At 75.5% G+C, this 3,351-nt stretch carries 4 protein-coding genes and 1 pseudogene; 3 read left to right on the top strand and 2 right to left on the bottom strand.

The annotated features are described in order from the left end of the window. Window positions 1-358 (bottom strand): annotated as a pseudogene (locus RH94_RS44160) (hypothetical protein); the annotation flags it as partial. Then, window positions 355-792, bottom strand: coding sequence for a hypothetical protein (locus RH94_RS21580; protein WP_234425938.1), 438 nt, complete (start codon window positions 790-792; stop codon window positions 355-357). The gene RH94_RS21580 and the pseudogene RH94_RS44160, both read right to left, overlap by 4 nt. 171 nt (window positions 793-963) lie before the next feature. Between RH94_RS21580 and RH94_RS21575 the strand changes: the two genes are divergently transcribed. The 3 genes from RH94_RS21575 to RH94_RS44155 all read left to right on the top strand — a co-directional run. Then, a complete protein-coding gene (locus RH94_RS21575) occupies window positions 964-1,851 on the top strand; it encodes a CBS domain-containing protein (RefSeq protein WP_073949145.1) in 888 nt (295 codons plus the stop codon). Between the two features lie 80 nt (window positions 1,852-1,931). After that, window positions 1,932-3,107 (top strand): 4Fe-4S dicluster domain-containing protein, encoded by a 1,176-nt coding sequence (locus tag RH94_RS21570; protein WP_073949144.1) that lies wholly within the window; start codon window positions 1,932-1,934, stop codon window positions 3,105-3,107. Then, window positions 3,104-3,351, top strand: a 248-nt coding sequence (locus RH94_RS44155) for a cyclic nucleotide-binding domain-containing protein (protein WP_407697339.1), incomplete at its 3' end; no start/stop codon positions are given. The genes RH94_RS21570 and RH94_RS44155, both read left to right, overlap by 4 nt.

Below are 3,351 nucleotides of genomic sequence, written 5' to 3'. Positions count from 1 at the left end.
ACGGCTGCCACGCCGCGGCCTCCGGGTCCGTACCGGGACCGCCCCGCACCGGCAGCCGGGACGCGACGTTGGCGATCTCGAACCCCGAGGCGAGCGGCCGGAGCAGACGGGCGCCGCCCCGGGGCAGCCAGCCCGCCAGCACGCGCAGGTGCCACAACAGCGTGGCGGTGACCGAACGCTGCGCCCCGGGCAGGGTGGCCGCCGTCCGCGCGTACCTGCCGTACGGCGTCCCGGCGAGGTGGTGCAGCGCGTCGTCGAGTGTGGTGCTCGCCGCGATCTCGCGGGCCCCGGCGCGTCCCGGGCAGCGGCCGGCCAGGACACGGGCCCGGACCACTGCCGCGACCCATCCGGCACTCACGGTGCTCCCTCCGGCCGGTCCGTGACCCACAGGGCGTCGGCCACGACCCGGTCGAGCAGGGCGGGCATGCGCTCCCGGGCCCGCTCGTACACCCGTGCGGCGGCGCGGTCACCGGCCGAGCGGATGTCCCGCCCCTCCAGCCGCGCGGCACGGCGCACCGGCACCGCGGCCTCCTGCCGCACCCGCGGCACCTGAGCCCGCGCCGCCGTCACGATCGCGGCCGCCTCCCGGGCGGCGTCCTGTCTCAGGGCCTCCGCCTCGCGATCCGCCTCCGCGCGGATCCGGGCCGCCTCCCGCTGGACGTCCGCCAGGCGGGCGAGAGGCGGTTCCAGTTCCGCGGCGCGCTCCGCCGCCCGGTCGGCGGGGACTCCGGCGACGGCCGCTCCCGGCGTGCCGGTGGGACGGAACCGGGCGAGGAAGTCCCGCAGGCTCATCACGAGCGTCCTCCTGCTGGTCTGGCTGCCCCTCCTCCAGTCTCACCGCTTCCCCGCGAGCCCGCACCGGATGGGGCCGTGGTACTGCTCCACCAGGGCCGTTCGGCTCTTGGCCCGGGGACGCGGAGCGCGAGACTGGGAGGGGACAACCCGAGGAGCCCGGAGGTTGCCATGAACCAGCACGAGAACTACTCGGCGGGCACCGAGGCCCGCCGCACCGTGCCGTCGCACACCTGGAGTCCCCGTGAGGAGGCACGGCAGGAACAGCTCCTGCGGTATCTGGGTGCTGTCGCCGCGGTGGCGGCCAGGCACACGGCGGCCGAGCACGCGCCGGCTCCGGCCCCCCGGGCTCGGCAGGAACAGGCCCGGCAGGAGACCGGTGCGCCCCTCGGGCAGCCGCCGCGGCCCGGCGCCGAGCCCGAGGCCCCGCTGGTGCGGGACGTGATGGACGTGCCCGCCGTGTCCGTGCGGGACGACCTGCCGTGCCGGGACATCGCCCGCCTGCTGGAGCGGGAGCACGTCGGGGCGGTTCCCGTGGTCGACGCCGACGACCGGGTGGTCGGAGTGGTGTCCGAGTCCGATCTGCTGGCGAAGGTCGCCTTCGAGGCGTCCGGCCGCCGGCCCGGCCACATCGGCAGGCTGCGGGGGCACAGGCTCCACGAGAAGGCCCGGGCCGAGACGGCGGCCGACCTGATGACCAGCCCCGCGATCACCGTGCTGCCGGGTGCGACCGTCGCGGAGGCGGCCTGGCTCGCGGCGCTGTCGCGGCTGAAGCGGATACCGGTCACCGACCACGGCGGCCGTCTGGTCGGCGTGGTGCGCCGCAACGCACTGCTGCAGGCTCTGATCAGGGACGACGAGGGGATCCGGAAGGAGGTCGAGGCGAAGATCCACGCCTTCTGCTCCCCGGCCGAACGCGGCACCGTCACCGTCACGGTGCGCGACGGGGTGGTGGACCTGACGGGCCGGATGTCGCAGGCCGCGGCGGCCAGGCTGGTGGCCGAGGTCGAGGACATCGACGACGTGGTCGAGGTGGACGACCACCTCACCGCCGTCTGACGCCGCGACCCTCCGCCCGGCCGCCCGGCGAGCGGGCGCCGGCGGACCGCCCGCTCTCCACCGGGCACGAAGGAGAGACCATGAGCACGGACACCGATGTGAACACCCCGGCGCCCCCCGAGTCCGAGGAGAGGGTGATGGGCAAGGACGGGATGGCCGCCCTGGTGGACATCCTGACCGGACGCGGGTACACCGTGGTCGGCCCCACCGTGCGGGACGGCGCGATCGTCCTGGCGGAGCTGGAGTCGGCCGACCAGCTGCCCTACGGATGGGGCGTGGAACTCCGGGCCGGACAGTACCGGCTGCGCCGGCGGCCGGACGGTGCCGCCTTCGCCAACGCGGCGGGCCCCCAGTCGTGGAAGACGTTCCTGCACCCGTCGCGGGTGCGGCAGTGGTCCGCCGACCGGACCGGTGAGGGGACGGTGTTCAGCGCCGACCGGACGCCGCCTCCCCGGTACGCGTTCCTCGGGGTGCGCTCCTGCGACCTGCGGGCCGTCGCGATCCAGGACCGGGTGCTCACCGGCGGGCCGCACCGCGACCCCGTCTACCAGGGGCGCCGCTCGGGAGCCTTCCTGGTGGCGGTGGAGTGCACGGAGCCCGGCGGCACCTGTTTCTGCGTCTCGATGGGTACGGGGCCCGCGGCCGGTCCCGGCTACGACCTGGTGCTGACCGAGGTGGTCGACGACGGCGGTCACCGCTTCTGGATCCGCGGCGGCAGCCGGGAGGGGGCCGAGATCCTCGCGGAGCTCCCCGCCCGCCCCGTGGACCGCGACACCCGGGAGGCGGCACGCGCCGGCGTCACCGCCGCCGCGGAGCGCATGGGACGGACCATGCCGGAGGCCGACCTGCGGGAGCTGATGGCCGGCACGCTGGACGCCCCCCGCTGGGACGACGTCGCCGGACGCTGTCTGACCTGCGGCAACTGCACCATGGTGTGTCCCACGTGCTTCTGCACCACCACCGAGGACGTCACCGACCTGACCGGTGACCACGCGGAACGGTGGCGGCTGTGGGACTCGTGCTTCGACCTCGACTTCTCCCACCTGCACGGCGGCCCGGTCCGCGCCTCCGCACGCAGCCGCTACCGGCAGTGGATGACCCACAAACTCGGCACCTGGTACGACCAGTTCGGCTCCTCCGGCTGTGTGGGCTGCGGCCGCTGCATCGTGTGGTGCCCGGTCGGCATCGACATCACCGAGGAGGCCGCCGCCCTGCACGACTGGACGCGGTCCCGGCCACCGGGGGAGGAGCCGTGACCGGCCTGCCGACGCCCCTGGACCTGCTGTCGGCCGCGCAGCGCGAACGGCTGCTGGCCGTCGGGCTGGACGTCTCGTTCCCGGCCGGCACGAGACTGTTCGACGAGGGCGGGGAGGCCGACCGCTTCTGGCTGCTGCGCTCGGGCGAGGTCGACCTGGACGTGCACGTTCCCGGCCGGCACCCGGCGCCCGTGGTGGAGACGCTCGGCCGGGGCCAGGTGCTGGGCTGGTCGTGGATCGCCCC

The sequence above is a fragment of the Streptomyces kebangsaanensis genome, from assembly GCF_001906585.1.
GTDB classification, from domain to species: Bacteria; Actinomycetota; Actinomycetes; order Streptomycetales; family Streptomycetaceae; genus Streptomyces; species Streptomyces kebangsaanensis.
The sequence above is the reverse complement of the archived record's forward strand: the minus strand, read 5'-3'. Positions and strand labels throughout refer to the sequence as shown.

What these genes read in the sequence shown, in the direction of transcription:
- RH94_RS21580 (WP_234425938.1), bottom strand. Translation starts at nt 792, where the DNA reads ATGAGCCTGCGGGACTTCCTCGCCCGGTTCCGTCCCACCGGCACGCCG.
- RH94_RS21570 (WP_073949144.1), top strand. Translation starts at nt 1,932, where the DNA reads ATGAGCACGGACACCGATGTGAACACCCCGGCGCCCCCCGAGTCCGAG.
- RH94_RS21575 (WP_073949145.1), top strand. Translation starts at nt 964, where the DNA reads ATGAACCAGCACGAGAACTACTCGGCGGGCACCGAGGCCCGCCGCACC.